This window comes from Pedobacter sp. AK017, from assembly GCF_014200825.1.
Lineage (GTDB): Bacteria > Bacteroidota > Bacteroidia > Sphingobacteriales > Sphingobacteriaceae > Pedobacter > Pedobacter heparinus.
On sequence record NZ_JACHCW010000005.1, the window covers coordinates 264,899 to 291,479 of the forward strand.

Annotated in this window: 26 protein-coding genes; 16 read left to right on the forward strand and 10 right to left on the reverse strand. The window is 40.6% G+C overall.

Annotated elements, in window-relative coordinates:
- Positions 1–6 precede the first annotated feature (6 nt).
- The 8 genes from map (at position 7) to rplQ (ending at position 4,486) form a co-directional block, all read left to right on the forward strand.
- Positions 7–795, forward strand: a complete 789-nt coding sequence (gene map / locus HDC92_RS09275) for a type I methionyl aminopeptidase (protein WP_012780793.1) — start codon at positions 7–9, stop codon at positions 793–795.
- A 67-nt stretch (positions 796–862) separates the two neighbouring features.
- A complete protein-coding gene (gene infA / locus HDC92_RS09280) occupies positions 863–1,081 on the forward strand; it encodes a translation initiation factor IF-1 (RefSeq protein WP_008244555.1) in 219 nt (72 codons plus the stop codon).
- A gap of 1 nt (position 1,082) precedes the next feature.
- Positions 1,083–1,199 carry a type B 50S ribosomal protein L36 gene (gene ykgO / locus HDC92_RS09285; RefSeq protein WP_008244551.1) on the forward strand — a complete coding sequence of 39 codons (117 nt, stop codon included), beginning with the start codon at positions 1,083–1,085 and terminating at the stop codon, positions 1,197–1,199.
- Between the two features lie 112 nt (positions 1,200–1,311).
- A complete protein-coding gene (gene rpsM, locus HDC92_RS09290) occupies positions 1,312–1,689 on the forward strand; it encodes a 30S ribosomal protein S13 (RefSeq protein WP_012780794.1) in 378 nt (125 codons plus the stop codon).
- Positions 1,690–1,710: 21 nt separating this feature from the next.
- Positions 1,711–2,100, forward strand: coding sequence for a 30S ribosomal protein S11 (rpsK, locus tag HDC92_RS09295; protein ID WP_012780795.1), 390 nt, complete (start codon positions 1,711–1,713; stop codon positions 2,098–2,100).
- Positions 2,101–2,165: 65 nt separating this feature from the next.
- Complete coding sequence (rpsD, locus tag HDC92_RS09300) at positions 2,166–2,774, forward strand: 30S ribosomal protein S4 (protein ID WP_012780796.1); 609 nt, start codon at positions 2,166–2,168, stop codon at positions 2,772–2,774.
- Between the two features lie 77 nt (positions 2,775–2,851).
- Positions 2,852–3,844, forward strand: coding sequence for a DNA-directed RNA polymerase subunit alpha (locus HDC92_RS09305; protein ID WP_012780797.1), 993 nt, complete (start codon positions 2,852–2,854; stop codon positions 3,842–3,844).
- Positions 3,845–3,934: 90 nt separating this feature from the next.
- Positions 3,935–4,486: a 50S ribosomal protein L17 gene (rplQ, locus tag HDC92_RS09310; protein WP_012780798.1), complete on the forward strand. Its 552-nt coding sequence runs from the start codon at positions 3,935–3,937 to the stop codon at positions 4,484–4,486.
- 59 nt (positions 4,487–4,545) lie between these two features.
- Here rplQ and HDC92_RS09315 read toward each other — a convergent pair whose 3' ends face one another.
- On the reverse strand, positions 4,546–5,100 hold the full coding sequence (locus tag HDC92_RS09315; RefSeq protein WP_183873984.1) for a 2'-5' RNA ligase family protein: 555 nt from the start codon (positions 5,098–5,100) through the stop codon (positions 4,546–4,548).
- Between the two features lie 57 nt (positions 5,101–5,157).
- Between HDC92_RS09315 and HDC92_RS09320 the strand changes: the two genes are divergently transcribed.
- Both HDC92_RS09320 and dnaK read left to right on the forward strand, forming a co-directional pair.
- Positions 5,158–6,372 carry a class I SAM-dependent methyltransferase gene (locus HDC92_RS09320; protein WP_183873986.1) on the forward strand — a complete coding sequence of 405 codons (1,215 nt, stop codon included), beginning with the start codon at positions 5,158–5,160 and terminating at the stop codon, positions 6,370–6,372.
- Between the two features lie 165 nt (positions 6,373–6,537).
- Positions 6,538–8,457 carry a molecular chaperone DnaK gene (dnaK, locus tag HDC92_RS09325; protein ID WP_183873988.1) on the forward strand — a complete coding sequence of 640 codons (1,920 nt, stop codon included), beginning with the start codon at positions 6,538–6,540 and terminating at the stop codon, positions 8,455–8,457.
- A gap of 71 nt (positions 8,458–8,528) precedes the next feature.
- Here the strand turns inward: dnaK and HDC92_RS09330 are convergent, their stop codons facing one another.
- From HDC92_RS09330 to HDC92_RS09360, 7 genes are all read right to left on the reverse strand, one after another.
- Complete coding sequence (locus HDC92_RS09330; RefSeq protein WP_012780802.1) at positions 8,529–9,431, reverse strand: NDP-sugar synthase; 903 nt, start codon at positions 9,429–9,431, stop codon at positions 8,529–8,531.
- Between the two features lie 98 nt (positions 9,432–9,529).
- Entirely contained in the window at positions 9,530–11,071 is a 1,542-nt protein-coding gene (locus tag HDC92_RS09335; RefSeq protein WP_183873990.1) for a helicase HerA-like domain-containing protein, read from the reverse strand.
- A 48-nt stretch (positions 11,072–11,119) separates the two neighbouring features.
- Entirely contained in the window at positions 11,120–12,235 is a 1,116-nt protein-coding gene (locus tag HDC92_RS09340) for a M42 family metallopeptidase (protein ID WP_012780804.1), read from the reverse strand.
- A 51-nt stretch (positions 12,236–12,286) separates the two neighbouring features.
- A complete protein-coding gene (locus tag HDC92_RS09345; RefSeq protein ID WP_012780805.1) occupies positions 12,287–12,706 on the reverse strand; it encodes a GNAT family N-acetyltransferase in 420 nt (139 codons plus the stop codon).
- Positions 12,707–12,708: 2 nt separating this feature from the next.
- Positions 12,709–13,872 (reverse strand): MFS transporter, encoded by a 1,164-nt coding sequence (locus tag HDC92_RS09350; protein WP_183873992.1) that lies wholly within the window; start codon positions 13,870–13,872, stop codon positions 12,709–12,711.
- Positions 13,872–15,413 (reverse strand): acyl-CoA carboxylase subunit beta, encoded by a 1,542-nt coding sequence (locus tag HDC92_RS09355; protein WP_183873994.1) that lies wholly within the window; start codon positions 15,411–15,413, stop codon positions 13,872–13,874. Before HDC92_RS09355 ends, HDC92_RS09350 begins: the two co-directional genes overlap by 1 nt.
- Positions 15,414–15,448: 35 nt before the next feature.
- On the reverse strand, positions 15,449–16,681 hold the full coding sequence (locus tag HDC92_RS09360) for a porin (protein ID WP_183873996.1): 1,233 nt from the start codon (positions 16,679–16,681) through the stop codon (positions 15,449–15,451).
- Positions 16,682–16,882: 201 nt separating this feature from the next.
- Between HDC92_RS09360 and HDC92_RS09365 the strand changes: the two genes are divergently transcribed.
- The 3 genes from HDC92_RS09365 (at position 16,883) to HDC92_RS09375 (ending at position 19,586) form a co-directional block, all read left to right on the forward strand.
- On the forward strand, positions 16,883–17,221 hold the full coding sequence (locus HDC92_RS09365; RefSeq protein ID WP_012780809.1) for a hypothetical protein: 339 nt from the start codon (positions 16,883–16,885) through the stop codon (positions 17,219–17,221).
- 82 nt (positions 17,222–17,303) lie between these two features.
- The gene (locus HDC92_RS09370; RefSeq protein WP_012780810.1) at positions 17,304–18,908 is read left to right on the forward strand and encodes a SulP family inorganic anion transporter; all 1,605 of its coding nucleotides are present in this window, start codon (positions 17,304–17,306) and stop codon (positions 18,906–18,908) included.
- Between the two features lie 6 nt (positions 18,909–18,914).
- The gene (locus tag HDC92_RS09375; RefSeq protein WP_012780811.1) at positions 18,915–19,586 is read left to right on the forward strand and encodes a carbonic anhydrase; all 672 of its coding nucleotides are present in this window, start codon (positions 18,915–18,917) and stop codon (positions 19,584–19,586) included.
- Positions 19,587–19,694: 108 nt separating this feature from the next.
- On the opposite strand, the gene pruA is transcribed toward HDC92_RS09375, so the two are convergent.
- Positions 19,695–21,332, reverse strand: a complete 1,638-nt coding sequence (gene pruA / locus HDC92_RS09380) for an L-glutamate gamma-semialdehyde dehydrogenase (RefSeq protein WP_012780812.1) — start codon at positions 21,330–21,332, stop codon at positions 19,695–19,697.
- Between the two features lie 78 nt (positions 21,333–21,410).
- Here pruA and lpxK point away from each other — a divergent pair, with 78 nt between their 5' ends.
- The 3 genes from lpxK to HDC92_RS09395 are packed head-to-tail and all read left to right on the forward strand — an operon-like array spanning position 21,411 to position 25,274.
- Positions 21,411–22,472: a tetraacyldisaccharide 4'-kinase gene (lpxK, locus tag HDC92_RS09385; RefSeq protein WP_012780813.1), complete on the forward strand. Its 1,062-nt coding sequence runs from the start codon at positions 21,411–21,413 to the stop codon at positions 22,470–22,472.
- Positions 22,444–23,259, forward strand: a complete 816-nt coding sequence (locus tag HDC92_RS09390; RefSeq protein ID WP_012780814.1) for a purine-nucleoside phosphorylase — start codon at positions 22,444–22,446, stop codon at positions 23,257–23,259. The genes lpxK and HDC92_RS09390 overlap by 29 nt, the downstream gene beginning before the upstream one ends.
- Complete coding sequence (locus HDC92_RS09395; protein WP_183873998.1) at positions 23,259–25,274, forward strand: putative porin; 2,016 nt, start codon at positions 23,259–23,261, stop codon at positions 25,272–25,274. Before HDC92_RS09390 ends, HDC92_RS09395 begins: the two co-directional genes overlap by 1 nt.
- Here the strand turns inward: HDC92_RS09395 and HDC92_RS09400 are convergent.
- On the reverse strand, positions 25,271–26,533 hold the full coding sequence (locus HDC92_RS09400) for a hypothetical protein (protein ID WP_012780816.1): 1,263 nt from the start codon (positions 26,531–26,533) through the stop codon (positions 25,271–25,273). The two genes, HDC92_RS09395 and HDC92_RS09400, sit on opposite strands and share 4 nt — an antisense overlap.
- Positions 26,534–26,581 lie beyond the last annotated feature (48 nt).

Consider the following 26,581-nt stretch of genomic DNA (forward strand, 5'->3'; position numbering starts at 1 on the left):
AATACAATGTCTAAAATCTATTACAAATCTCCGGAAGAGATAGAGTTAATAAGAGAAAGTTCTTTGCTGGTATCAAAGACCTTAGCTGAAGTTGCTAAGGTCATTGGTCCGGGAGTAACAACAAAGAAGCTTAATGATCTGGCTGAGACATTTATAAAAGACCATGGTGCGATCCCTGCTTTTTTAAATTATAATGGATTTCCTTATTCTTTATGTATTTCACCAAACGAACAGGTTGTTCATGGATTTCCGGGGGATTATGTAATTCAGGAAGGAGATTTGATCTCTGTAGATTGTGGTGTGATCAAGAATGATTTTTTTGGGGATTCGGCATACACTTTTTCTATTGGAGAGATCGATAGCGAGCGTCAGAAACTTGTGGAAGTAACACAGGAATGTCTGAAACTGGCTATAGAAAAGGCTGTGGTTGGTTCGAGAATTGGTGATGTGGGATTTGCAGTACAAGCTTATGCAGAGGCAAATGGATTTGGAGTAGTGAGAGAATTGGTTGGTCATGGTGTTGGAGTTAAATTACACGAAAAGCCCGAGGTGCCTAATTATGGCAAAAGGGGAAGTGGAATTAAACTGGAAGAGGGAATGGTGATTGCGATAGAGCCGATGATCAATGCAGGTACAGCAGGAGTTAAATTTTGGTCTGATGGATGGACGGTAACCAGTAAGGACAATAAGCCATCGGCACATTTTGAGCATACTGTTGCGGTTAAAAAGGGGAATGCAGATGTTTTATCAACCTTTTCATTCATTGAAGAAGTTTTAAAGAAAAAAAGTAAATAATTAAATTTTTTTATTTAATTTTGCATCCCTGTTGAACAACAGCTAATTAAGTAAAAATCAATATTATATGGCTAAACAAGCCTCAATTGAACAAGACGGTGTAATAAGGGAAGCATTATCGAATGCCATGTTCCGTGTAGAACTGGAAAATGGTCATGAGATTATTGCTCATATCTCTGGAAAAATGAGGATGCATTATATCAAAATTTTACCGGGGGACAAAGTCAAATTAGAGATGTCGCCTTACGATTTATCAAAGGGCAGGATTACTTATAGATACAAATAAAATGAAAGTTAGGTCATCAATTAAAAAACGTAGTGCGGATTGCAAGGTTATTCGTCGTAAAGGTAAACTTTACGTAATCAACAAGAAGAACCCTAAATTTAAGCAACGTCAAGGTTAATTAAATTTTAGATTTTAGATTTACGAATTAAGATTACGTAATTGGGTTGCACAGCTTCCTGATCGTGAATCGTAAATCAAAAGATCGTAAATCAAAATCGCTAAATACAAATATGGCAAGGATATCAGGTATAGATTTACCAAGAAACAAAAGAGGTGAGATCGGGTTAACCTACATCTTCGGAGTAGGAAGAGCAACTGCGCAACGTATATTAACGGAGGCAGGTATCGATTTTAACAAAAAAGTACAAGATTGGTCTGATGATGAGTTATCGGCAATTCGTACCATTATTAACGACGGAGTAAAAGTTGAAGGTGCTTTACGTTCAGAAGTTCAGTTGAACATTAAGCGTTTAATGGATATCGGTTGTTACCGTGGTTTACGTCACAGAAAAGGTTTGCCGGTACGTGGTCAGCGCACTAAGAACAACTCTCGTACACGTAAAGGCAAGAGAAAAACAGTTGCAAACAAGAAAAAAGCTACTAAATAAAATTAGTACTGAATAATAATTATGGCTAAGAGTAAAAAAGTTACCAAAAAGCGTATTGTTGTTATTGAGCCTGTTGGTCAGGCACACATCAATGCTACTTTTAACAATATCATTGTTACCTTAACAAATAACAATGGTCAAACTATTTCATGGTCTTCTGCAGGTAAAATGGGCTTTAAAGGTTCTAAAAAGAACACGCCTTATGCAGCAGGTCAGGCTGCATCTGATTGCGGTAAAGTAGCATTTGATCTGGGGCTGCGTAAAGTAGATGTTTTTGTTAAAGGTCCGGGTTCTGGTCGTGAGTCTGCAATTAGAACATTGCAGGTTTCAGGTATAGAAGTAACCTCTATCAAAGATATTACCCCGCTTCCACACAATGGATGTCGTCCTCCTAAGAAGAGAAGAGTTTAATTTATTAATTTTTAAAGCTAAGAGTCTGCAGCGTAAGGTTGCATGATACTTTAAAACAAAAAACAATGGCAAGATATACAGGACCAAAGTCCAAAATCGCCCGTAAGTTCAGAGAGCCAATTTTTGGCCCTGATAAAGTACTAGACAGAAAAAACTATCCTCCTGGGCAGCACGGTGCTTCAAAAAGAAGAGGAAAACAGTCAGAGTACGCTGTACAGTTAATGGAGAAACAGAAGGTTAAATATACTTATGGTGTATTAGAGCGTCAGTTCCGTAACTTATTTACCAAAGCGTCTTCACGTGGTGGTATTACAGGTGATAACTTATTACAATTATTAGAAGCTCGTTTAGATAACACAGTTTACAGATTAGGTATTGCTACAACACGTTCAGCTGCCCGTCAGTTAGTTAGCCATAAACACGTAACAGTTAACGGTGAAGTAGTAAATATTCCATCTTATCAATTGAAAGCTGGTGATGTTATCGCAGTGCGTCAAAAGTCAAAAACTTTAGAAGCTATTACCAATTCGGTAGCAGGCAGAGTAATCAATAAATTCAATTGGTTAGACTGGAATGCAAGTGAATTATCAGGTAAGTTTTTAGCTTATCCTAATCGCGACGAGATACCAGAAAATATCAAAGAAAATCTTATAGTAGAGTTATACTCTAAGTAATATATTTAGTTAACTGCTTTATAGCAGTTAACTTTTTTACGTTACATAATTTTAATAACGATCTAAAAACATTATAAATGGCAATTTTAGCATTTCAGAAACCCGATAAAGTAATCATGCAGAAATCAACTGATTTCGATGGTACATTTGAGTTCCGTCCTTTAGAGCCCGGTTTCGGTGTAACAATTGGTAATGCCTTGAGAAGAATATTGCTTTCTTCTTTAGAAGGTTATGCCATTACAAGTATTCGTTTTTCAGGGGTATCTCATGAGTTTTCTACCATAAAAGGTGTTGTAGAAGATTTAACAGAAATCATTCTTAATTTAAAACAAGTGCGTTTTAAAAAATCAGGAGATGCCGGTGACTCAGAGAAAGTTTTTATTTTAGTTAATGGACAGGAGCAGTTTGTTGCTGGCGACATTACTAAATTCTCTAATAACTTCGAGGTGCTTAACCCTGATTTCGTTATTTGTAATATGGAGAAATCTGTTACTTTAGAAGTGGAATTGACCATTAATAAAGGACGTGGTTATGTACCTGCAGAAGAGAATAAAATCAATGATGCTGTTGTTGGTGTGATCGCAATCGATTCGATTTTCACGCCAATGAAAAATGTAAAATACACGATAGAAAACTATCGTGTTGAACAGAAAACAGATTATGAAAAATTAATATTGGATATCTCTACGGATGGCTCAATCCATCCGGAAGAAGCATTAAAGGAAGCTGCGAAAATCTTAATCCAGCATTTTATGCTGTTCTCTGATGAGAATTTGGTATTGGAGTCTCAAGCTAAAGAAGAGACCAAAGAGGTTGATGAGGAAATCTTGCACATGCGTAAGATCTTAAAAACTGAATTGGTTGATTTGGATCTTTCAGTACGTGCATTGAACTGCTTAAAGGCAGCTGATATCCGTACGCTTGCTGATCTGGTTTCTTATGATGTGGCTGATATGTTGAAATTCAGAAACTTCGGTAAAAAATCCTTAACTGAGATCCAGGAACTTGTTAAATCTAAAAGTTTATCGTTTGGTATGAACTTGTCTAAGTTTAAACTGGACGAAGAATAATAGGTATAAAAAATAAATAACATATTGTTAATAGTGTATAATTCCCTCAGATAAAATCAAAGAGACGGTATACACTGAATAAATTAAAAAATGAGACACGGTAAAAAAGTAAATCACTTAGGAAGAACAGATTCACATCGTAAAGCGATGCTGGCTAACATGGCTTCATCGTTAATTAAACACAAGAGAATCTCTACTACACTGGCAAAAGCTAAAGCTTTACGTATGTATGTTGAGCCGATCATTACAAAATCTAAAAATGATACTACGCATTCACGTCGTATTGTATTTGGTTATTTGCAAGATAAAGAAACTGTTACTGAATTGTTCCGTGATATTGCTGCAAAAGTAGCTAACCGTCCGGGTGGTTATACCAGAATCATTAAATTAAACAACCGTTTGGGAGATAATGCTGAGATGGCATTGATAGAACTGGTTGATTACAATGAGGTTTATGGTAAAGAAGCAGAATCTGCTGAGAAGAAAACAACCCGTCGTGGCAGAAGCAAAGCTAAAAAAACTGATGCACCTGCTGTTAAAGCAGAAAAAGCAGAGGTTGTAGCTGAAGAGGCGCCTGTAAAAGAAGAAGTGGCTCCTGAAGCGCCTGCAGCTGAAGAAAAAACGGAAGATAAAGGCGAATAATTATTCTCTTATTCCTGATAAAGAAAACCCCGACCAGAATTTGGTCAGGGTTTTTTGTTTTATAGGTTCATTTTATATTGTTCTTCCTGTGGTCTGGATTCAAATTCTCTGAATAGGTTCCACTTCTTCCCGTCATGCTTTAACAGTGCAAATTTACTGACCGTAAAATGAGCGTTGAAACGGCGTTTGCTGTAGGCTTCCATGATCTGTTCGTAAATAATTGGTTCAACGTCTCTATAAGCAATAGTGATGTGTGGCTTGATTGAGCCAGGGTCTTTCTCCAGATATATTTTTAGGTGTTTCCTGAGTATTTTATGTAAGGCTGTAATCCCAGGATTTTTTAAGGCGTTGATGAACACGACTCTGGGTGAGAACCCGGCATAGTCCTTAAGTTCTTGTTCGAATGGCTGGAAATTTCTGCACTGTTCTAGGCTCGAGATTAATTTGTGTTCGAGCACCGGCGCTAAGTTGAACGGAGGGATCAATGTAATGTGTACGGGCGGCTTAAGTGCACTATAAACCTTATAATCCAATGCGCATTGTTTCCTGATTTCATCGATAGCGTTACTGACTGAGCTTGGTGGAAGAATGGTGATGAAAAAAAGGGATTGCATAAAGCGAATTTACTATTCCTTTTCTAAAAGGCTATCTTTGTGGGGTAATCAATTTTCATGTCCAATCAAGTCCATTTACAGCAATTTAAAGATCAGCTTTCGGAAAGCATCACTGCCGGCGTATTTGTAAAAATTTCAATGGGTAATTACCAGGGGAATGAAAAAGAATTGAAGAATATCTATGTGCGGCTGGTTGAAATTAAAAGAACAGCTATGCTTTCATTTACTTATCGGTATAAAACCCGGGATATCATTAAAAATTTTCCGATAACAGAAGGGATCATGTTAATGGGCAATTTTATAAGTAATGACTTTAGAATTGCGACTTTATTTACGACTGAAAAAGAAGTGATCCTTGAATATGGTAAGAAACAACTGATCGCTTTAAGGGAAAAACCAGTGAAAACTGCAGTACAACCCACATTGGCTCATAATAAAGAAAAGAAACGCATTATTGTACCTGCCGGAAAGACTTATTTACAAGAACTGAGGATTAGTGACGCGGACGGAAATGTATTTAAAAATGCCCAGGATAAATATCGTCAGATCAATCAGTACATAGAGATCCTGAGTTCTCTCATGAGAGAGTTACCTGGAGAGGTAAATAATGTGGTAGACATGGGCTCGGGTAAAGGATATCTGACCTTTGCTTTATATGACTATCTGCATCATGTGCTAAACCAAAATGCTAAAATAACAGGGCTGGAATACAGGGAAGATCTGGTTGCTTTGTGTAACAGAATCGCGGAAAGTTCAGGATTTGATAAACTTGATTTTGTTCAGGGAACGATAGCAGATTATGCGGTTGAATCCATCGACTTATTGATCGCCCTTCATGCCTGCGATACAGCAACAGATGATGCGATATACAAAGGAATCCTGGCGAATGCAGGGCTGATTGTTGTGGCGCCATGCTGCCATAAGCAGATCAGACGGGAAATGGAAAAGAACAAATCGAAAAATGAAATTTCATTTTTAACAAAATATGGTATTTTCATGGAACGTCAGGCAGAGATGGTAACAGATGGGATCAGGGCTTTAATTATGGAGTACTTTGGTTATAAAACCAAGGTGTTTGAATTTATCTCTGATGCGCATACGCCTAAGAACGTGTTGGTAGTAGGAGTCAGGACCTCGGGTTCAGATACCTTTGCTAAAGATGGGGACGTCAGAAAAGCAGAGATCAAACAAAAGATCCTGGAATCGAAAGCTTATTTCGGCATTGGCTATCATCATTTGGAACGATTATTTGGGCTCGATAAATTGTATTAAAGACCGATTTCTGTCATACTGTCACATTTTTGTAACAGCTTTCGGCCATAAATTTCTTTAATTATTCTTTGTAAGTAATATTTTCTGCCAAAAACCAATTGGCACATTGCTTGTTAAACAGATACTAAATAATAAGATTTCATAACATAAACAGAGATAAATAGCATGTCAAAAATTATTGGTATAGACTTAGGAACAACAAACTCTTGCGTAGCCGTAATGGAAGGTAACGAACCTGTAGTTATAGCCAACAGTGAGGGTAAACGTACTACGCCATCCATTGTTGCATTTGCAGAGAATGGTGAGCGTAAGGTAGGTGAGCCGGCTAAACGTCAGGCCATCACTAACCCAACAAAAACAATTTATTCAATTAAGCGCTTTATGGGCAGCAGCTTTGCTGAAGTTTCAAAAGAAGCTGGCCGTGTACCTTATAAAGTTGTAAAGGGCGACAACAATACACCTCGTGTAGAGATTGACGACCGTAAATATACACCGCAGGAAATTTCCGCCATGATCTTGCAAAAAATGAAGAAGACTGCGGAAGACTTTTTAGGCCAGGAAGTGACTGAAGCTGTAATTACGGTTCCTGCTTATTTCAATGATGCGCAACGCCAGGCAACAAAAGAAGCTGGTGAGATTGCAGGCTTAACGGTAAAACGTATCATCAATGAGCCTACAGCTGCTGCTTTGGCCTACGGTTTGGACAAAGCACATAAGGACATGAAAATTGTTGTGTTTGACTGCGGTGGCGGTACACATGACGTTTCAGTACTTGAATTGGGTGATGGTGTATTTGAAGTTAAATCTACCGATGGTGATACGCACTTAGGTGGTGATGACTTTGACCATATCATTATCGAATGGCTGGCTGAAGAATTTAAAAATGAGAACGGTATGGACCTGCACCAGGATCCAATGGCTTTACAGCGTTTGAAAGAAGCAGCTGAAAAAGCAAAGATTGAACTTTCAAGTACCACTTCAACCGAAATCAATCTGCCTTATATTACTGCTGATGCTACAGGACCTAAACACCTGGTAAGAACGCTAAGCCGTGCTAAATTTGAGCAATTGGCCGGAGATCTGATCAAACGTACAATTGATCCTTGTAAGTCTGCATTAAAAAATGCTGGTTTAAAAACAAGTGATATTGATGAGATTATTCTTGTGGGTGGTTCTACACGTATTCCTGCTATCCAGGATGCGGTTAAAGCATTCTTTGGCAAAGAACCATCAAAAGGTGTAAACCCTGATGAGGTTGTGGCTATTGGTGCTGCAATTCAGGGTGGTGTTTTGACCGGAGAGGTTAAAGATGTATTGTTATTAGATGTTACCCCACTTTCATTAGGTATTGAAACCATGGGTGGTGTAATGACTAAATTAATTGAGGCCAATACCACTATCCCTTCTAAAAAAGCAGAAACTTTTTCTACTGCTGCTGATAACCAGCCATCTGTAGAGATACATATTTTACAGGGTGAGCGCCCTATGGCTGCTCAGAACCGTACAATTGGCCGTTTCATCTTAGACGGTATTCCGCCAGCTCCGCGTGGAGTTCCTCAGGTAGAAGTCGCATTTGATATTGATGCCAATGGTATTTTACACGTAAGTGCAAAAGACAAAGCCACTGGTAAAGAGCAGAAAATCCGCATTGAGGCCTCTTCCGGTTTGACTGATGAAGAAATCAAGAGAATGAAGGAAGAAGCTGAAAAGAATGCTGATGCAGACAAAGCTGCTAAAGAGGAAGCTGAAAAAATCAATAGTGCTGATGCTTTAATCTTCTCTACAGAGAAACAATTAAAGGAATTTGGCGATAAACTTTCTGCTGATAAAAAAGCACCTATTGAGGAAGGTTTGAAAAAACTTAAAGATGCGCATGCAGCAAGAAACTTTGCTGATATTGATGCTGCTCAGGAAGCTTTACAGAATGCATGGAACGCTGCTTCTGAAGAGATGTACAAAGCTGGTCAGGATGCTGGACAACCAGAGGCTGGCGCTGAAGCACATGCTGATGGACAACAGGCAGCCGATGGTGGTGATAACGTTACAGATGTAGATTTTGAAGAAGTGAAAGACGATAAAAAGTAATTGTTAATCCTATATAAAACAAAAGGCCCCGATCACAATGATCGGGGCCTTTTGTTTTATATCATCAGGTATTAATTATTCCAAAGATTTTCAGGATATGTACCGTCTTTTACCAGCTGGTCTATGCTGTTTTGCACAAAAGGCTTGTCTTCTTTGTAGGTTACACCAAACCATTGGTTATCTGTTGGGATCACTTTAAAACTGGCCGTGTTGGTTTTAACCAGGTTTTCTCCAATTAAGGGGATAAAGAATTCTGCTTTTGGCTTGTCTTTATTTTCTAAAGCAAATACTTTAAATAAATCCTCAGTCAGTTTAAAAACAGCAGGTGTAAATCCCCAAAAGTTCATAGAAACAGGGGTATTGAATTCTAAAGGATATTCTACCCCGTTTTCTTCATATACGATACCATCGCCTTTTTTATAAACCTGGGTGCGTTCTGTGATTTCTTCCAGATAACCTGCAGCATTGGTTTTACAAACACCACGGGAAACTGATCCGAAGTCTGATAAGGTTTTTCCTATCTGATAACCTACAATAGAATAATTGCTGTCTGTAGCCTCATTATTTAAAAAATCTACCATTTTTTTGAAAGCATCAAAGCCATAATAATCATCTGCATTGATTACGCAAAATGGTTCTTTGATTACTTTTCTCGCAGAAAGAATGGCATGTGCCGTTCCCCATGGCTTTTCACGGTAAATTTCTTCTTCGATACCAAACTGCTTTAAATCGAAATTTTGGAATACGTAGTCAGTTTCAATTTTTCCTGTAAGTTTTGGTTCAAAAATCGCCTTAAAATTATCTACAAATTCTTCTTTAATAATGAATACTACTTTGCCAAAGCCGGCTTTTATTGCATCATAAATAGAATAGTCGATAATGGTTTCGCCGTTTGGACCAAAGCCATCAATTTGTTTCATACTGCCATAGCGGCTGGCCATACCGGCTGCTAATATTAATAAGGTAGGTTTCATTCAATAAAAATAGTAATTAGGTTAATATTCAATGTAGTAAGGTAATATTTTATGTGCGCTAAAATACATTTTTTGATTTAGTAAAGGTAGCTTTTTATTTAAAATCCAAACATACCTTTACCTCCGCTTCTTGGTTTTTTACCAGTAAGCATACCAAATATACCACGCACAATTTCTTTCCCTATCTGTCGGGTTATGGTAGCGCCCATTACTTTCTCTATGATACTTTTTTCGTCTTTTGCAGGTGTTTGTGTTTCTTCAGTTTCATCCTGTACTGCCAATCTATCATTTATTCTTTTGGTAAGTATTTCGTAAGCACTTTCCGGGTCAATCGTTTCCTGATATTTTGCTGTCATGGCACTCGACCGGATAAGGTCGTTATATGCTGCTGCTGTTAACGGCCCCATAATTGCCCTTGGCGGAGTAAGCATGGTTGCTACCACTTCTGTAGGGATACCTTTTTCGTTTAATACTGTGATGAGTGCCTGCCCTGTTCCCAGAGCAGTTAATATTTCATCGATCTTATAAAAGTCTGATCTGGGATAAGTATTGACTGTTTTTTTCAATGCATCTGCATCATTTGGGGTAAACACTCTTAAGGCATGCTGTATGCGGTTCCCTAGCTGAGACAATACGCTTTCTGGTACATCTGTGGGTGCCTGGGTACAAAAGAAGACACCTATGCCTTTAGATCGGATTAATCTTATAATGGTTTCAATCTGCTCTAAAAATGCTTTGGAAGAGTTTTTGAACAGCAGGTGCGCCTCGTCAAAAAAGAAAACCAGTTTGGGCTTGTCAAGGTCGCCTGCTTCAGGCATACTATAGAATATTTCTGCCAGCAGGCTCAATAAAAAAGTAGAATACAATACTGGCTGATTCTGTACATCAGAAATATTTAGCAGACTGATGGTTCCCTTACCATCAATTTTTTCAAAAAGATCTTCAATGTCAAAGGAACGTTCGCCAAACATAGCAGCGAGCCCCTGTTGTTCTATGGCTACAATCTTTCTTAAGATGGTGCCTGAAGTAGCCGAGGATATTTTTCCATATGTACCTTTGATCTCTTCGGCACCTTCTCCTTCCGATAAATAAGAAACCAGTTTTTTGAGGTCGTTGAGATCTATAACGGGCATTTTATTGTCATCTGCATATTTGAAGATCACTGCCAGAACCCCTGTTTGCGTATCATTCAGGTCCAGGATTTTTGCCAGCAAAGTGGGGCCGAATTCCAGCACGGTTGCACGCATCTGTGCGCCAAGCTTACCAGATAAGGAATATAGTTCAAGTGGAAAGCCAGCAGGGGAGAATGGCTTATTGAGTTGTTGTGCCCTTTCTTCAATTTTAGGATTGATCGGCCCGGGTTGATTTAATCCTGAAAGGTCACCCTTTACGTCCAGCATGAATACAGGGACACCAGCATCCGATAACTGTTCGGCCAGTAGCTGTAATGTCCGGGTTTTTCCGGTACCGGTTGCACCGGCAACCAGACCATGTCTGTTCATCATCTGCAGCGACAAGTTTACTTCAGCTTCGGCCAATACCTCGCCATTTAATATGCCGGCACCCAGGTAAATATAAGATCCGGTGGGTTGATAAGCGGCTTTAACCTTTGCTGTAAAATTTGCTGACTGATTGCTCATAGGAGGAATTCTTTTATGGGTAACGAAAATAAAATACCAGGGTTTTTATTACTTTGAGTACCTGAAATCATGGTCTTTTTTGATGTTCAACAGCGAGTGATAGATCAGGCTGATCACATTGTCTACATCTTCTTTATGGATCATTTCAACAGTTGTATGCATATACCTGAGCGGTAGTGAGATCAAAGCCGAAGGAACACCTCCGTTAGAGTAAGCAAAAGCATCTGTATCGGTACCAGTTGAGCGCGATGAAGCCTGGCGTTGAAAAGGAATATTGTTCTTCTCAGCGGTCTCGATCAGTAATTTGTTCAGATTGGTTTGAACAGCAGGTGCATAAGAAACAACAGGTCCTTTACCACAGGCCAGGTCGCCCTGTGTAATTTTATTGATCATTGGGGTTGTGGTATCATGTGTTACATCGGTAATAATTGCAACATGTGGCTTAATGCTATCAGCAATCATTTCCGCTCCCCGTAATCCGATCTCTTCCTGTACCGCGTTTACGATATAGAGACCAAAGGGTAATTTTTGCTTGTTCTCTTTAAGTAAACGGGCAACTTCGGCAATCATAAACCCACCTGCACGGTTATCTAAAGCCCTGCCCACATAATAACGGTCGTTCAATGTCATGAACTCGTCTTCGTAAGTGATAACACATCCTACATGGATACCCAGTTTTTCTACTTCTTCCTTGCTGGTGCAGCCACAATCTAGGAATATATTTTTCAGTGCAGGCGCCTCTTCTTTGTCGCCGCCATTACGGGTATGTATTGCAGGCCAGCCAAACACCGCTTTAACCATTCCTTTATCTGTATGGATATTAACCCGTTTAGAGGGTGCAATCTGATGATCAGAGCCACCATTACGGATGACGTAAATAAGGCCATCAGCAGTGATGTAATTTACAAACCAGGAGATTTCATCTGCATGTGCTTCGATAACTACCCTATATTCAGCTTTAGGATTAATTATGCCCACAGCAGTGCCATAGTTGTCTATAAAGCTTTCATCTATATAAGGTTTTAAATAATCCAGCCATAATTTCTGGCCTGGATATTCAAAGCCTGTAGGAGAAGGATTGTTGATATATTCTTCAAAAAACTGGAGCGATTTTTTAGTAACTACAGCAACATGCTTCTGTTTGTCGTCTTTCTTTTTAGCCATTATTTTGTATTTAAGATAAGCAAATATATAAATCGGGCATTAAGCCTCGGGTTAATTGTCAAGTTGTAACTCCATAATGACAAAGTCGATCTCCTTGCTCACAGATCGCTGATCCGTTTGCACAAAGCCAAATTTGCTGTAAAAGTTTGCCGCCGACAGCCGGGAATTACACCAGAGTTTTTCGGCACCCATAAGTTTTACATAACTGATGATGTGTTTTAACAGAAATGTCCCATAGCCTTTGCCCTGTGCGCTAACGATTGTTGCAAATTTTCTGAACCGGTACACTTTACCTTCATTAAAGAGGGAAACCACAGCGGTTAGCAGACCATCAACAAACAGGCCAAAATGTATACCGTTTGGATCATCTTCCAGTTTAATCACCTCATAGGGCAAGTCGGGATACATTACCTCATGTCTGATGCGCCAGGTTAAATCGAATCTGATCTGTTCAATCTGCAGGGTCTCCATGGTCAGGTTTTAAGCTTGTGGCTGTAAAAATTGTAAATTAATATATTTAACCCAACAACCAAAGCCGTGCCCAGACAAAATAATGGCCACTGGCCTTTTTCCCATAGCCATAAGCCAAATGCTGAGCCAACTGATGCACCGACAAAACTGACAGACATAAAAATAGTATTCAGTCGGTTGCGTGCTTCGGGAACCAATGCATAAATCCTGGTTTGGTTGGTAACATGAATGGCCTGTTGCCCTATGTCAATCAAAATTATTCCGGCAACAAACAGATATAGATGGCTGCCAGTAAAATAAAAGGCAGCAATACTGATTAACTGTAAAATAAGTCCTGTTAAGAGGTTTTTGCGCGGATTTTTACCAGTGCTCAGTTTACCTACCAATGGAGCAGCCATGGCCCCGGCAGCACCTGCAATGCCAAATAAGCCGATCTGCAGACTTTGAAAACCAAAAGGCGGATTGGCCAGGAACAATACCATAGTAGTCCAGAAGCCACTAAGTATAGCAAAAGCCAAAAAATTAATAATTGAGGCTTCACGAAGAACAGGTTGTGTTTTGATATAATGCCACATGGATAACATCAGTGCTTTGTAGCTACCATTAAAAGCTGGTCTGCTTTGCGGAAAGCGTTTGGCCATTAATAATAAAAGGAGCGAGCAGATACCTGCGGCAATAAAATACATGGTACGCCAGCCCCATAAATACCCCACACTACCACTCAATGCCCTGGATGCAAGTATCCCTATCAGCAAGCCGCTCATGATCACACCAATTGTCTGACCCCTTTTTTCATCGGAGCTGAGGTTGGCCGCCATCGGTAAAATTAACTGTGGGATGATGGAACTGGCCCCAATTAATACGCAGGCCACCTGCAACAGCAGGAAAGTATGAGCAAGCGCTGCCAGCAACAATGCGGCTATAGCTATAGCTGTAATCAGCAGTATTTGTCTGCGGCGTTCAAACATGTCACCCAGCGGGACAATTAAGAACAGGCCCAGTGCATAGCCGGCCTGTGTCAGATAGGTGATCCGGCCGGCATAACTTTCTGTCAGGTTAAACTCACGGGCTACCAGTATGACCAATGGCTGGCAATAGTAAATATTGGCAACAATAAGCCCTGTGCAAAAGGCCATCAATAAAACATCAGACCGTTTCAGCTCCATTATAAAGGGATATTTCCGTGTTTTTTACGGGGGTTGTTCACCACCTTGTTTTCTAACATTTTAAAAGCCTTGATCAGCTTATTCCTGGTTTGAGCGGGTTCTATCACCTCATCTATAAATCCCCGTTCTGCTGCGCGGTAAGGATTGGCAAAAGTGTCCGAATAAAGTTTTTCTTTCTCCAGCCATTTTTCTTCAGGCTTTTCAGCTGTGCTGATCTCTTTTTTAAAGATAATTTCAGCAGCCCCTTTTGCACCCATAACTGCTATTTCAGCAGTTGGCCAGGCATAATTTAAATCGGCACCAATATGCTTGGAGTTCATTACATCGTAAGCACCGCCATAAGCTTTTCTTGTAATTACGGTAATACGGGGCACTGTGGCCTCACTAAAGGCATAAAGTAGCTTAGCCCCATTGTTAATGATGCCATTCCATTCCTGATCCGTTCCCGGTAAAAAACCTGGTACATCTTCAAAAACAAGCAGAGGGATATTAAAACAGTCGCAAAAGCGTACAAACCTTGCGGCTTTGGCAGAGGCGTGGTTGTCTAAAACCCCGGCAAGATAAGCCGGTTGGTTGGCTACAATACCGATACTTCTGCCTGCTAAACGGGCAAAACCGACTACTATGTTCTCTGCATAAGCGGCATGCACTTCTAAAAAACTCTCGCTATCTGCTGTTTCTGCAATTATACCCCTTACATCATAGGGCTGATTGGCATTTTGGGGCATGATGTCGTTCAACACTGCCCTGTTTTCGTCTGTTGCTTCATAAGGCAGCCGGGCCGGAATTTCCTCGCAGTTTTGCGGCATATAGCTCAGTAACCTTTTAACATGATCAATGGCATCCAGTTCATTTGCGCATGCAAAATGCGTTACACCAGATTTAGTTGCATGTGCAGATGCCCCTCCAAGTTCTTCAGCGCTTACTTCTTCATGGGTTACCGTTTTAACCACATTTGGCCCCGTAACAAACATGTAAGAAGTATTTTCAACCATTAAAATAAAATCTGTAATGGCCGGGGAATATACAGCACCCCCGGCACAGGGCCCCATAATGGCAGACAGCTGGGGCACTACTCCTGAAGCCTGAACGTTCTTGTAAAATATATCGGCATATCCGCCCAATGAAACCACACCTTCCTGTATGCGTGCACCACCACTGTCATTTAAGCCAATAACCGGTGCCCCATTTTTCATGGCCATGTCCATAATTTTACAGATCTTTTCGGCATGAGTTTCAGATAATGAGCCACCAAATACGGTAAAATCCTGTGAGAATACATAAACCAGGCGGCCATTAATATTGCCATAGCCTGTTACCACACCATCACCCAGATATTTTTCAGATTCCATTCCAAAATCGGTGCTTCTATGGGTAACCATCATTCCAATCTCTTCAAAAGAGTTTTCATCCATTAAAAAATGGATCCTTTCCCTGGCTGTTAATTTCCCTTTTTTATGTTGACTATCAATCCTTGCAGCACCGCCACCAGCATGAGCTTGTTTAATCTTATCCTGTAATACCTCTATTTTATTCTTCATTTAAAATGATTTTGTCAAATATCATCAATATATCATTACCAGCGGTATTGCAGTCTTACTGTAAAAACATCGTCTTTAAGGTCATTCATATACCCTGGCAACTGCGTAGGATCGTTTACAACATGTTCATTGTATACAGTGAGCTTAACCCTTGTGTTAACCAGGCAGGTCATGCCATAGCCCAATGTATTAAATCTAATGTCTGCAGCCGTTGTATTGTTGTTTGCCCCAATTTCTGTTTCTTTCACATCTTTATTCGGATCATAAACATCATAAGCAAGCAAAGCTGTAAACCTGCTTTTGGCTATACGCTGGGATAACCAAAGGTAATATCCTTCAAATGGGCGCAGGTACAGATCAGTGTTGGGCTGGGTAGAAAAGCTGGTACTGGCTGCGGGCCCCGTTATGAGTGCTGTGCTGGCTACACCGGGTTGTGTTCCACCAATGTATTCTGCTTTAAACGAGGTGGCACCAAAAGTATTGTCATATTGCAATTGCAGGTTTGCCCCATAATAATCGCGTTTTGCATTCCAGTCTATATTATCCGGGCTTGTATTTTTAACAAAGCCATTTCCATTGCTTGTAAAATAACTCTCCGTGTCGCTGCGTACAGATCCTTTATAAAAAGATCCACCAAAGCCCATCTGAAGTTTTTTATTGGCAAGACTATCAAATTTAAAGCCGAGGTTGCCTACAAAATCCTTTTTTGAATCATAGTCCCTGGCCGAATGCCCGCTTCCGTTTATTACAGCCAATTCGGCAGTAAGAAAATGAAATTTGCCATCTGGCCTGAACGTCAGCATTGCTCCCAGATCCCTTTCACGGGGCATCAGTGTTTGGAATACCCTTGCCCTTTCAGGGAAATCCCTGTAACCTGATGAATAAACAATAGAATATCCAAAAGGACGGTTAAACAATCCGGCTGTAAATAACAATGCTTTTGACTCCGGTCGGTGTAACTGTATAAAAGCATCCATTAGCTGTACTCCGTTTTGGGTAGCATCAATCTGAAAAACAATGCTCGAATACTTATCTGCCCGGTCAATTTTTAACCTTCCCCTGCGGATCATAAAACGATCTTTCGAGTTTTTTGCAAAGTCGCCTCCAGAAAAGGAAGAAATCCCCGCCGATTGTGCCCTTTGATATTGTGTTTGCAGATAGCCGGTAATGGCAATTTCATGCGGATCGTAAGTTGATGGTGAGTTATTACTTTGCCCAAAGGCAAAACATGAACAGAAAAGCAATAAAACGGATAAAACCTGTTTCATAAATGACCGAAAGTATTTGAGTGCCCTAAATTACGCTTAATGCTTTATTTTCCTATAATAAGCCAGCTGATTTTACAAGTTTAACTGAGCGCTTCTTACATTTGATAACAACTAAATTACATTTTTATTACACGACAATTTGTTAGTTAGCCTATTTTGGCGTTATTTTTGGAGAATAGCAATAAAAAAACACGGATATAAATGTTCCTTAGGAAATATCGCTTATTGATTATTATAGCCTTTCTGGGCATCTTTTCAGCAAAGATGATCATATCTGGCGCGCCTGTGTTTTTTAACCATATCGACAAAGAGATCATGAATTCCGTGATTATGCAGATAGAAGCGGAGCATAGTGCAGATGGAGATAATGGCAAAGCAAAAATAAAACTTTGTGATTTTAAGATTGATATGCATTATGACTATAGCTTTTCGGCTGTACTGAGTCATTTTGGCATCAACAACAGTTTTATTGATCACTTCAAACGGCATGTTGATCCATTTCATCCCTCTGTGCCAACACCGCCTCCTAACAGGTGCTAATTTTGTAAGCATCATGTTCCTTTAGCAGGATCATGATGTAATGATTAAAAAATTAGTTTAAAACATTATAAAACTTAGTTTTATGCAAAGCGGAAACTCAATCTTTTCAAGATTGGAAGTGAAGAAGTATATATTAAAAAAGAATTTAAAGCGTGACCTGCCATCCAGTATTGTGGTATTCCTGGTGGCTTTGCCACTGTGTTTAGGTATAGCATTGGCTTCGGGGGCGCCTCTTTTTGCAGGCCTGATTACAGGTGTTGTGGGCGGGATAGTTGTTGCAAGTGTAAGTGGTTCCCAGTTAAGTGTAAGTGGACCTGCAGCTGGTTTAACGGCTATTGTGTTAGGTGCAATTGGTCAGCTTGGAGCCTATCAGACTTTTCTCCTTGCTGTAGTACTTGCAGGGGCAATGCAGTTGATACTTGGGCTATTAAAAGGCGGTACAATAGGTAATTATTTTCCTTCAAGCGTAATTGAAGGTATGCTGGCTGCAATCGGGCTTACGCTTATTCTGAAACAACTGCCGCATGCGCTTGGTGTGGATTCGGATTTTTTTGGGGATGAGAGTTTTTTCCAGAAAGATCATGAAAATACATTTTCGGCCATTGGGGGCGCATTAAGCCATTTTAGTATAGCTGCGATAGTAATCAGTGGTCTGTCTATTGGAGTTTTGTTGTTGTGGCCGAAATTTAAAAAATTAAGTGCTGTTCCGGCACCACTGGTGGTAGTTATCCTGGGTATCGGGTTAAGTGTTGTCTTTCAGGGAACCGGCTATGCCCTTCAGGATGCGCAAATGGTTAAAATTCCCGTTGTAAATGGATGGTCAGAATTTACTGCCCTGTTTACCGCACCCGATTTTTCTCAGCTACTCAATGGTAAAGTATGGATGGTAGCTGTAACAATTGCTGTAGTAGCCAGTTTAGAGACATTATTGAGCATCGAAGCTGTGGATAAAATAGACCCCATCAAAAGGGTTTCGCCTACAAATAGAGAGCTGATGGCACAGGGCACCGGAAATATTGTAAGCGGATTATTGGGTGGTTTGCCCATGACCTCGGTAATTGTACGCAGTTCAGCCAATGTGAATGCTGGTGGAAGGACCAAAATGTCGGCCATATTTCATGGTGTCTGGTTACTTTTATCCCTACTTTTCATTCCAGGTCTGATAAATATGATACCTTTGGCCTGTTTAGCAGCTATACTATTGGTAACAGGTTATAAACTTACAAGAGTAGCTTTATTTAAGCATATGTACCATAAGGGCTGGGACCAGTTTGTGCCCTTTGTGATTACAATTATAGCCGTTCTGCTTACCGATCTGCTGAAAGGTGTAGCCATAGGTATGCTGTTCTCGGTATTTTACCTGCTGCGAACCAATATGAGGAACCCTTTCTTCTATAAGATCCAGGAAGAGGGTGATAAGAAAAACATCAGGATCAAACTGGCCGAAGAGGTATCATTCTTAAACAAGGCTGCCATACAGGTAGTGCTCAATAAAATTCCAAAAGAGACCAATGTGATCATTGATGGAACCAATTCCCGGTATATAGATCCGGATGTACTGGAAACCATTTTTAATTATAAGCATAATGCTTATACTAAGGGTATTATTGTAATTTTAGAGAATATCAAAGAGCAATATACCGTGCCAAAACTGAACAATAAAGTCATTGAAGAAATTAATAATTAAATTATCATGTGCGCAAAATTAGAAAAACTAGAAAGTCATCAAATCACATACGAGAGTTTATTAAAAGGTAATAAAGAATGGGTTGCGGAAACGCTTAAAGAAGACCCTAAATTCTTCGAAAAGTTATCCGCGGGCCAGGCGCCTCCAGTATTGTGGATAGGCTGTTCAGACAGCCGTGTGCCTGCCAATCAAATTACCAATACCATGCCTGGAGATATCTTTGTGCATAGGAATATTGCCAATGTAGTTACCCATACAGATATGAACCTGCTGAGTGTACTGGATTATTCTGTAAACGTATTAAAGGTAAAACATATCATTGTATGTGGTCATTATGGCTGCGGCGGTGTAAATGCCGCCCTGGGCGATAACCAGGTTGGTCTGATCGACAACTGGTTAAGGAACATCAAAGATGTGATCCGCTTACACGAAAGAGAAATGCAAACCATTAAAGATCCTCAGAAAAAGTCTAACCGTTTGGTTGAGCTGAACGCAATAGAAGGAGCGGCAAATGTAATGAGTACTTCAATTGTACAGAACGCATGGGCTACGGGACAGGAGCTTTCTGTTCATGCCTGGGTATATAGCCTGCAAACAGGTTTGATTACCGACTTACAGGTTAGCGCTTCTAATGCGGATGATATTTCTCCGGTGTTTAAAATGAAGACGGGAAAATAACCAGAAGGTAATTTTGCGGTTAAACAGGGTACGGATAGTATGGTACCTAAACTGAACGAATATTGTCATAAAAAAACTCCAGGCCATAAGCCTGGAGTTTTTTTACTCTTATTTTTCCTCTTTTAAAAAGGGATACCTGTAATCTTTAGGCGGGTCAAAAGTTTCTTTTATTGCACGGGGAGATACCCAGCGTAAAAGATTGATCATAGATCCGGCTTTATCATTGGTTCCGGAACCTCTGGCACCTCCAAAAGGCTGTTGACCAACAACTGCCCCGGTACATTTATCATTGATGTAAAAATTTCCGGCCGCATTTCTCAAAGCATGCGTTGCTTTTTCGATAGCATAACGGTCCTGTGCAATTACTGCACCCGTTAAGGCGTATATGGAAGTGGTATCAATCATGTTTAACACCTTATCGAATTCTTTGTCTTCATATACATAAACGGTTAAAACCGGTCCAAAAAGTTCTTCACACATGGTGGTGTATTTCGGATCGTCAACCACCAGAACTGTAGGTTCAATGAAATAACCTTTAGTCTTATTATAGTTTCCGCCGGCAATAATTTCTACACCTTTATCTTTCTTTGCCTCGTCAATGTATGTGGCCAGTTTATCAAAAGAATTCTCATCAATAACTGCATTGATAAAGTTGCTGAAATCTTCAGTACCACCCATTTTGAAAGTGGCCAGGTCACGCTGCATAAATTCTTTTACTTTTGGCCAGATGCTTTTAGCGACATACACACGCGACGCTGCCGAACATTTCTGCCCCTGGTATTCAAATGCTCCACGGATAATTGCCGTGCTCGAAGCTTCGGCTTCCGCAGATCCATGTACCAGGATAAAATCTTTACCACCTGTTTCACCAACTATTCGCGGATAGGTTTTAAACTTGTGGATATTGTTGCCTATAGTTTTCCAGATGTTCTGGAAAACCCCTGTAGAACCGGTAAAGTGTATGCCGGCAAAATCAGGGTGGTTAAAAATAACATCCCCTGCATCAGGGCCTGAAACATACACCAGGTTAATTACCCCATCCGGTAATCCCGCTTCCTTAAAAATCTCCATCAGCACATTGGCTGCAAAAATCTGTGTATTGGCCGGTTTCCATACCACTACATTACCCATCATTGCTGCCGATGTGGGCAGGTTTCCGGCAATGGCTGTAAAATTAAAAGGAGTTAACGCAAATACAAAGCCTTCAAGTGGGCGCTGTTCAACCCTGTTCCAGGATCCCTTTGGCGATACCGGGGGTTGCTGTTTGTAAATGTCGGCCATATAACTTACGTTGAAACGCAGGAAGTCGATCAGCTCACATGCCGAATCAATTTCAGCCTGGTAAGCATTTTTACTCTGGCCCAGCATAGTGGCGGCATTTAATTTATAACGGTAAGGCCCAGCAATTAGCTCTGCCGCTTTTAAAAAAATGGCGGCGCGGTGTTCCCAGGCCAGGTTTTCCCAATCTGCTTTAGCAGCCAGCGCAGCATCAATAGCCTGGGCTACGTGTGCTTTATCACCTTTGCTGTATTGTCCCAGAATATGTTGATGATCGTGCGGCGGGCTAACCTTTCCTTTATTATTGGTATGGACCTCTTTCCCCGCAATGTGCATTGGTATTTCTATTTGTTCTGAACGGGCCTTGGCTATAGCAGCCATTAAAAGTTCACGTTCTTTACTTCCAGGTGCATAACCCAAAATGGGTTCATTAACAGGGATTGGTACGTTAAAAAATCCTTTAAGCATGATATAATAAGTTGTTTCAGCAAAGGTAAGGTAATTTTTAAATAGGCACTTAATAATTGCTATTTTTGGATTCTGAATATGATCAAATACCTTAGGCTAATATTGCTCCCTTTTTCTGTGTTTTATGGCCTGGTGGTTGTATGCAGAAATCAGCTGTACAACATGGGGCTGTTTAAATCAACCAGTTTCGATATTCCGGTAATCTGTGTAGGAAACCTGGTTGTAGGCGGTTCGGGTAAAAGCCCCGTAACCGAATACCTGGTTAACTTATTGGGCGGTTATAAAATAGCTATTTTAAGCAGGGGATATGGCCGTAAAACCAAAGGTTTTATCCTGGCCGATGAAAGGGCCACTGCAGAGACTATTGGTGATGAACCCATGCAGTTTTATCATAAATTTGCCCATGTTACCGTGGCCGTATGTGAAGACAGGGTAAAGGGAATCCGTTTGCTAAAAGACCAACATGATGTGATTATACTGGATGATGCCTATCAGCACCGCGCAGTGCGGGCAGGTTTCAACGTTTTGCTGTTTGAATACGAAAAGTTGTTAAAACGCCAGTTTTTGTTGCCAGCAGGAAACTTAAGGGAGCCCTTTAGCGGCTATAAAAGGGCCGATTTGCTGCTGGTTACCAAAGCACCTGGGCAGCTTGACGCTATAAAACGATCAATGTGTAAGGATAGATTTAATGAAGGGCCACCAAAGCAGCTGTTTTTTTCATTTATTACCTATGGCAACCTGAAGCATTTATTTTCCGGGCAGGAACAGGTGTGTTCGGCATTGCCGGCCGATACAAGTATTTTTTTGCTTACCGGAATAGCCAATCCAGCTCCTTTAGTATCGCATTTGAAAAATTATTCGGCCAATATCCGGCACTATGACTATCCCGATCATTACCAATTCGGCAAACAGAACATCTTGCAGCTGGTAAATGCCTTTAACAGTGATCCTAAAAAAGAAAAGATCATTGTAACAACAGAAAAGGATGCACAGCGTTTATTAGCTATTACCTTAAAAGAATTACTGTTAAATTTACCCGTCTTTTATTTGCCAATTAAAATAGCCTTACAAGACGAAGATAAAACTACCTTTGATCAAAAGATTTTAAATTATGTTTCAAGCACTACACGAAACCGTTGAATATATAAAGCGTAAGACGAATAATTTTCAACCTGAAATTGGAATTGTTTTGGGAACTGGACTGGGAGCCCTGGTAACAGAAATAGAAGTGGAATACAACTTGATGTATTCCAATATTCCTAACTTCCCTATTTCAACGCTGGAATTTCATTCGGGAAAGCTAATCTTTGGAACATTAAAGGGCAAAAAAGTAATTGCCATGCAGGGTCGTCTGCATTATTATGAAGGCTATAGCATGCAGCAAATTACCTTTCCCATCAGGGCCATGAAGGCATTGGGTATACACTGTTTGTTCGTTTCAAACGCAGCGGGGTCCTTAAATCCCAATTTTAAAAAAGGCGACCTGATGATCATCAATGACCACATCAATTTACAACCTGAAAGTCCGTTAAGAGGACATAATGATGCAGATATGGGCCCGCGCTTTCCTGATATGAGCCAGCCCTACAGCCGCGAACTGATTGACAGTGCTATGGCAATTGCCGAAAAAGAAGGGATCAACTGTCACCAGGGTGTATATGTTTCTGTAACCGGGCCTAATTTAGAAACAAAAGCAGAATATAAGTACCTTAGGATTATAGGTGGGGATGCCGTAGGCATGAGTACAGTACCAGAAGTCATTGTGGCTAAACATTCGGGGATTCCTGTATTTGCCATTTCGGTACTTACCGATGAAGGCTTTACAGAAGTACTGGTGCCGGTTAGCCTGGAAGAAATCCTGGAAACCGCAAGAGAGGCAGAGCCTAAGATGACTAAAATATTGAGCCAGTTAATTTCAACATTGTAATGTATAAACGCATTGTTTTATTTGTTTTTTTGCTGATCAGTTTGGGTATTGGGCAGGTAACTGCGCAGGACTTAAAAACTACGGTTAAGGACAATAAGGAACTGGACTCTTTAAGAAAAAAGGAAGAGGAGGGGCAGGATTCAGTAGTGTTTACTTCTAAATATGTACGGTATACAACACTTAAACTTACTAAAGACAGCATACAGACCCTGGCCCTGGATACCAGTTTAAACGGCTTTCAAAACTTTAGTGTGCTTGTTCAGCCACGCAGGCCAACAGTTAGTACCGGAAACCTAGGCCTGGCTGCCATGCCCATGTTGTTTGAACCACTTAAAACAATAGGCTTTGATGCCGGATTTCATGCGCTGGATTATTATGCGATGACCCAGGATGATGTGAAATATTATCAGGCCCGAACCCCCTTTACCAGTCTATACTACGTTGCTGCGAGCGATGTGGAACAGGTTTTTAGGGTTATCCATTCTCAAAATGTAAAGAAGAATTTTAATATTGGCGCCAATTTTAACCGGATAGGTGCCAATGGTGTTTATGCCCGGCAAAGGGGCGACGATTTAAATGGTGCACTTTTTACCTGGTATCAATCGCCCAACAAACGCTATAACCTGTGGAGTAATGCTATATTTAATACACTAAAAGCAGCAGAAAACGGGTCCATCACCAACGACAGCATTTATACCAGTGCTTCGCAGCTTGGCCTTAACCGGATAGCCGAACGCATAAGGTTAAACAATGCCAGGCAAATATGGCGGCAAGGTTCTTTTATGCTTAAGCAAACCTACTTTGTTGGCCGTATAGATAGCCTTGCCCAGGAAATATCAGACAAGATACTGCCCACTAACAAAATCTCTTACACATTTAAGTACAGTAAAAATTCTTATGCCTTTCAAAAGGATGAGGCTGATGACCACTCAGTATTTCCGAAAGGCTATGCCGACAGTACCTTTACAAATGACAGTACCAGTTACAAACACATCCAGAACGAATTCATTTATAGCTTTTTTCTCAGGGCCAAGGCCAGTACCATCATAAAAAATGAGCTGAAACTGGATGCCGGGATAAGGCATGATTATTACGATTATACCCAGCTTGGACGGTACAGGGATAAAACCAATTTTTATAATTACACCTCTTCTTTTCAGAACATTACCCTGCTGGGCGCTGCCGGTTACAGGTTTAGCAACAGGATAGACCTGAATGTTGATGTTGAACAGATTTTTCAGGGCCTCAATACCGGCGATTTCCTTTATGAAGCAAAAAGTAACGTATTGCTCAGCAATTCCGTGGGTAGGGTAGTTCTGGGGGCTTATTTTCAGAATAAATCACCCGAAGAACTTTACAACAGATATGTGGGCAACCATTACAGCTGGTTAAACAATTTTGACCGCACCAAAACCATTAACCTTTCTTTTAAATATTTTAATGATAGGCTGAAATTTGACGCTACCGCCGAATACTACCTGATCAATAATTACCTGTATTTTGAGCAGGATACCCTGGGTTCAGTTACCAAAAATGGCATTAAACCAGTTCAGCTAAGTGGCAGTATCAACCTGCTTAAAATTGCATTAGGCAAGAAATTTAAATGGGGTAAGTTTCATCTGGACAGTTACCTGGTTTATCAGAAAACCGATAATCCCGGAATCCTGCGTACACCTGAGGTCTATACTTTTAACAGCTTTTACCTGGACCAGACTTTTTTTAAGGTGCTCAAAACCAACGTAGGTTTTGATGTACGTTACAATACCTCCTATAAAAACTATTCCTATTCACCTGCAGCAGGGCAGTTTTATGTGGGCAGCAACGACAAGACCTTTGATACCACGCCAATTGTTGACGTTTGGGTAAAGGCCAGTTTAAGAAAGGCCAATCTGTTTGTAAAATGCGATTATGTAAACCAGGGCTTCCCTGTTAATGGCTATTATACCATTAACCAATATCCTATGCAGGATAGGCTATTGTTCAAATTTGGTGTACAATGGAATTTTTACGACTAGGTTTTTTGCGGTTTCTTTTTAGCCGCGGGAAACAGAACATTGTTTAAGATCAGGCGATAGCCCGGAGAATTGGGGTGCAAGTTCAGGTCTGTCGGCGGATCGCCCACGGCATGCTGATAATCTTCCGGGTCATGGCCCCCATAAAAGGTGAACTGTCCCTTTCCAATTTCTCCATTTAAATACCTCACTTCTTCTGCACCTTTATTTTCGCCAAGTACGGTAACCCCGGGTTTTACCAGGCGTTTTCTGAAAGCTGTAGTCTGCCCCATAAAGCCTTTGATCACTTTGTCGTGGTTCTGGGTCAGCATGGTAGGCACCAGGTCCCATTTGGCCGAAAAATCGAACAGCGTAAAGTAGTCATTACTTTGGGTTAAGGTGCGGGTCTGGGTAACATCAATATCCGAAAACTCATAATTGGCCGGGTTCAGGTCCAGCTGAAAATCCTTAAAGGCGAAAGTCTGGTTAAAGTTTAGTTTTGACTGTGCCTGGGGGTCGGCAGCATCCCCGTCAAACATGCTTTCGCATATATCTACCCCTTCAGCACTCAGGGCAATGTCAAAGCTGTCGGTTCCGGAGCACATGGCAAACAAAAAACCTCCTCCTGCACAAAACTCTTTTATTCTTTTTGCTACAGCCAGTTTCATCTCCGAGACTTTTTTAAAGCCATTTCTTTTTGCAGCAGCCTCCTGGTTCTTTACATCTTCCCGGTACCAGGTGGCATTTCTGAAAGCGCTCCAGAAACGGCCATATTGTCCGGTAAAGTCTTCATGGTGCAGGTGCAGCCAGTCGTACCCCGTTAGTTTATCTTTCAATACTTCATCGTCGTATACCACATCATAAGGAATCTCGGCATAAGTGAGCACCAAGGTTACGGCATCATCCCATGGTAGTTTGCTTTTGGGCGAGTATACCGCAATTTTAGGTGCTTTCTCCAGTTTAACCATTTCCATGTTTACCTGTGGATTGCTGATCTCGTTTAAAATTGCAGTTACTTTTCCATCAGGCAGTATCTGGTAAGATACCCCCCTGGCCTTGCATTCATCTTCTACTGCTTTATTGTATTTAATTAAAAAACTGCCGCCCCTGTAATTTAAAAGCCAGCTTACATCGGCCTGCTGTTTAATACTCCAGTAAGTTATGCCATAAGCTTTTAAATGATTTTTCTGATCCTCATCCATATAGATCAGGATAGATGATGCCCTGACCATGATGCTGCAACATAACAGAAAGAATAAAAGAGGGATTTGTTTAGCGGTCATAAAAGGCGTATTGATACGAATGTAACGATATAACGCTATAAAAAAAAG